Source organism: Mesorhizobium sp. M0698 (assembly GCF_040320455.1).
GTDB lineage: Bacteria > Pseudomonadota > Alphaproteobacteria > Rhizobiales > Rhizobiaceae > Mesorhizobium.
This window is the reverse complement of record NZ_JAMYPQ010000063.1, coordinates 1-4,894: the sequence shown is the minus strand read 5'-3', so window position 1 is coordinate 4,894 and position 4,894 is coordinate 1. Positions and strand designations below refer to the sequence as shown.

Here is a 4,894-nt window from a genome sequence, read left to right as displayed (position 1 = left end):
GAACGTCTTTGGTCTTCCCGTCGTTCCAAATCATCCTCGCGCGAAGCCGATGAACCCTGCTTGATCTGCCCTGTTGCCGATGATGATGGAGCAAGGCTCGGGCGTGGTCATCCATGTCACCTCGATCCAGCGCGAGCTTCCGCTCCCGGCATCAACTACCGGGCCGCAGCGAAGGCGGCGCTTTCGACTTGCAGCAAGAGCCTTTTCCAAGGAGGTCACGCCAAAGGGGATCCGTGTGGTGCGGGTCTCGCCCGGATGGATCGAAAAGGAGCCCTGCATTTGCGGCATCCAAGCCCGGTGCCGCAAATCCAGTCCCGAACAACCTGAACTGGCGTGCGCCCCTGTTGGGCACTCTGCGAGTCCATCTGGATCAATCGTTGTCGTCCCGTGCGGACTATGTCGCGTCAAAGTTATGAGTGACGACGGTCCGAGCCGGAAATCGCTACGGAACCGCAGCTTTGGGTCAGCTCTCTGAATGGCCGCAACTGGCGAAAGCACGACAACGCTGAATGTCGTTTCGGTTCCTCGTAAGAAGGGCCACTTACCTAGTGGCTAGGTCCGTATCGTGCGATACGGACTGAGATACAAATCGCTATGGAATTCTAGAAAAATCCTTCAAAATCAACTCGCGAGGCGGTGCAGCGTTGCATCTCGTGAGACTCGTGTTCAACTATAATAGATTGAGATCATTCGGTCATTATTTTGCAGGTGCGGAACATCTCTCAAACGCGGATGGAGATACTGGTTCGAGTCTGAATGCTGCGGCTTCTCATTGGCGCCACGGGCTTTTTCCGGGGACTATTGGCGGATGGCGAACGAGATCGGTGCCCTCTGTTTGTTCATCGGGGTAGGAGCGGCCGCACTGCTCCTTTGAATTCATCAGTGTTGCGGTGGCAGCGAGCGCGGCAGGGTCAATGCCGTGTTCGCTCCGGCAGGAAAGGGGCCACTCCGTGCTAGTTGTCCATGTCATGGGTTTACCGAAAGAAACTTTTCTCTCTCGAACGGCGAATGACAGCTTTGCGCCTAAAGTCGGCCCTAGAGGCAAAATTTGCCTCCGCCCGGAAGCGGACATCGCGTGTGACCATGCTGGAAGTCGTGGTCGCGCCGTAGCGGACCTACGCGGGGACAAGCGTGAACGTCTCATCTCAACCATTCCCGTTACATTCCGGTCCAGACGGTGCCCTTGGGTGCGCAATGAGCCAAGCAGATTGTATCCAATCGACGCTAACCAGTCATTGGAGCCCCAACGCAAGGCGGCGAAACTCATTGGCCCAGCGTCTCCAGCGCCCTTTGCGCTGCGATCAGATCGACGACCGGATATCTGGTCTCAAACGCGTCGATCACGGATCGTAGGCACGTCGCGGCCTCATGGACACGACCTTGACGTGCCAGAACTGGTGCTAGTTGCGTTGCGGCGCGAAGCTCGAAGAGTCTCGCTTGCTGCCGACGGGCAGTAGCAATTGCTGTTTCGAATAGGTGCGCGGCGCCCGTCAGGTCACCTCTGCCTGCGGCGATCTGGCCACGAAGGCGAATACATTCTGCTAGGTAGCTGGCCTCGTCCGTATCGAAAACGAGGGCATCGACATCATCAAGCATTTGCGATGCATCTTCGATGCGACCGGCCCGCAGGAGAAGATCACAAAGTTCGCATGTTTTCTCAGGGGTATGAAATACGACGCCCTGCCCACGCCAAAGAACCATACTCTCCCGGACGTCATCGATGCCGGCATCCAGTTCACCTAAATGCGAGCGGGCATGGCCACGCCACCTAATGCCGCTGCTTCGACGCGCCGCGTAGCCATGCCGATCGCAAATTTCGACGATCTTCGTAGCGGTCTCAAGTAGTTCCTCGTATTGGCCGAATATAGCAAAAAATTCACACTGAGCGAGAAGATACCAGGCGAGGTCAAACGGTTTATCGAGCTGACCGACAGTTCGAATCAGTTGCTCTTTTTGTTCGACGGCATCGTCAAAGAAGCCCAATATGATCAGCGAACCGCTAAGATACTCTTGGGCAGAGAGCCGTTGATCCGCACCAGCGAACAAGATACGACGACTTGCTTCAACACGTTCACTCAGAGCTAAGGCCTTGCGTAGGGCCTCCGCTGCCAGCGGTTGTTCTCCCCGGTTGTAGTGAGCAATCCCCTTTGCCGCCCAAAGTGCACTCAGATAAGCCGCTGGAACGAGATTGGTATCGTTTGCGAGCTGCTCTTCGGCCAGGGCCAGGTAATCGTGATTGCGCCCAGTGGCATAAAAAAATGGAGCGAGTGAAAGCGCAACGTCACATTGCAATTCGACCAATGCAGTGTTCGCGGCGGCAAAACGTGCACCTTCAAGCGTCTTCCCAAGGCGCTCAGAACGATACCCTTCAGCCTGCATCAAGGCATTGGCCATCCCAAGGTGGAGACGCGTCATCCGTTCGGCGCCGCCGGACACATCGCCAAGTCTCCTGCTGCAGTCAATGGCACTGGCAAAGTGCGACACGGCTTCCCGAGTGGCAGCTCTGGCCACGGCGGCCCCTCCCGCCTTTTGCCAGTGATCGAGCGCGCCCGCCCAATCCCCAGCTTCCTGAAGGTGGTGCGCGAGGAGCTCGGGTTGCGGTTCAGTGATTTCGGTCCACTTTTCCTCCAACACGTCTGCGACACGCTTATGTATCTCCTGGCGCTTGGCGCGCAGCAGCGTGCCATACGCTGCGTCCTGAACGAGCGCATGCTTGAAGAGGTAAGTGGCCAGTGGCCGGGTCCCGCGGCAGAACACCAGACCGGCGCCGACGAGTTGATCCAGTGCGCCATTTAGATCAGCGGCATTTCGCTGTGCGACCGCTGCCAGCAATTTGTAGGAGAACTCCCGACCGAGAACCGCGCCGACCTGGGCGACCTCCTTAACGGTTGAGCCGAGGCGATCGAGCCGCGCCATCAACGAGGCATGCAGCGTGGCGGGTACGTTCAACGCCGTCGCAGCAGCTCTTGAGAGCACTGTCCTGGTGTTGCCGCCCTCCAACACCGCCTTGGTCAGCTCCTCGACGAACAGTGGCACCCCATCCGTGCGCGCGATGATCTCCGCGACAACGTCGCTCGGCAGCTCCCCGGTGCCGACGACCCGCTGGACCAGCGCGGCGCCTTCACGACGGTCGAGCCGGTTGAGGACAAGAACCGTGACGTGCGCCTGCCCGGTCCATGGCGGTTGAAACTCGGGGCGGAACGTGAGGAGAAGCAGCACTGGCAGGCGCGGCACGCGCTCGACTACAAGGTCGAGCAGCTCGCGCGAGCTGGGGTCGATCCAGTGCACATCCTCGAAGAGCATCAGCACCGGACCTTGTCGCGCCAGGTCTTCGAGCTGCCGGAGCAACGCATCGAAGGTCTTCTCTTTCTTACGCTGGGGCGTCACTTGGAGAGGCGGGAAGCGACCTTCGGTCGGCAACGACAGCAGCTCGGCCAGCAGCGCCACGTCCTCCGGCGAGGTCGGGCCAAGCAGGGCCGCAAGCTTATCCAGCTTCCTATCAGGTGGGTCGTCGCGCTCCAACCCGGCGGCACGTTCTAGCTGCGCAATGGTCGGGTGGAGCGCGCTGTCTTGATGGTGCGGCGAACAGAAATAGCGCAAGCGGGTGTGTCGCTCATTCTGGATCCGCTCCTGCAATATGACGGTGAGGCGCGACTTTCCGATGCCGGGCTCGCCTGAGAGCAGCACCACACGACCTTCACCACTTTTCGCGCGATGCCAGTGGCGCTGCAGCAGGTCGACCTCCTCCTCACGCCCGACCAGCGGCGTGGGCGTCGTCCCATGCAGCGCCTCGAACCGGCTTTCGACAGCGCTCTCACGAAACACTTGATAGGGATGGATCGGCTCCGGAAAGCCTTTCACCTCGACGGCGCCAAGATCGCGATATTCGAAAAGATCGCCGACCAGCTGCCGCGTTTGCGACCCGATCACGACCGCGTCGGGTTCGGCAAGAGCTTGCAGGCGGGCGGCGAGGTTCGGCGTCTCGCCCACGACGCCGCGCTCTTGCCCTTCGCCGGCGGTGATCAGATCGCCAACGACGACCTCTCCGGTGCCGATGCCGATACGAACCCGCAATGGCTTGGGCTCTGGGAGTCGCCTAACGGCATCGATGAGAGCAAGGCCAGCGCGCACCGCCTGCTCGGCGGCGTTCTCGTGCGCCTGCGGGTAGCCGAAATACACCAAAACTCCGTCGCCCATATACTTGGCGACAAAGCCGCCGAAGTTGGCGACCGTATCGGCGACACAGCGGTGATACGCTCCGATGGTCTCACGCAGGTCCTCGGGATCCAGACGCGTCGCCAGCGCCGTCGAGCCGACGAGATCCACGAACATTACGGTCAGCTGTCGACGCTCCGCGCTTAGACCCGGGGTGCGGCTCTGAGCCGCGATGTCATCGGTGCTCGCGTCGCGATGGCTTGACGACGGCCCCAGCCCCACTATCGCCTTGCGGAATCGCTTGCGATGACCGAGGAGCATACCGAGTTTCTCAAGGTCGGCATCGGTCAGCTCAGGCAGGACTTCCGCGTCAATCGCGTTGTCGCGAAATGCCTGCTCGTATTGCTGGAGGCCGAGGCCTCGCAACCAAGCGGCAACGTCCACACCAGCTCTCCTAAGAATTCGGTTCCCTCAGCCGCGATATTAACTCAGATGCCAGGGAAATGCTGTAGACTCGGATTTCTGTCGAAGTGGAGGTCCCTCTCGAAGCATCTGGGGCTTGGAGCCCGACATGGTTGCCGCGGCGGTGATAGCTTTTGGCAGCAAACCGGACGATACGCTCCTAGTGATCAAGCATCCGCCTCGGGTCAGAGAACGAACATGAAGTAATCGCGGAAGCGGTGGCCACCTGAGATGTGGCGGCGATGTTCGAACATCTGGCCGGCTGGCTGTCCTCCGA

General features: G+C 60.0%; 1 protein-coding gene and 1 pseudogene. One reads left to right on the top strand and one right to left on the bottom strand.

Translation table 11 applies throughout. From position 1 onward, the window contains the following. Positions 1-70: 70 nt before the first annotated feature. Positions 71-280 (top strand): annotated as a pseudogene (locus tag NKI16_RS33765) (SDR family NAD(P)-dependent oxidoreductase); the annotation flags it as partial. Positions 281-1,263: 983 nt separating this feature from the next. On the opposite strand, the gene NKI16_RS33760 reads toward NKI16_RS33765, so the two are convergent. Then, on the bottom strand, positions 1,264-4,599 hold the full coding sequence (locus tag NKI16_RS33760) for an AAA family ATPase (protein ID WP_352924775.1): 3,336 nt from the start codon (positions 4,597-4,599) through the stop codon (positions 1,264-1,266). Positions 4,600-4,894 lie beyond the last annotated feature (295 nt).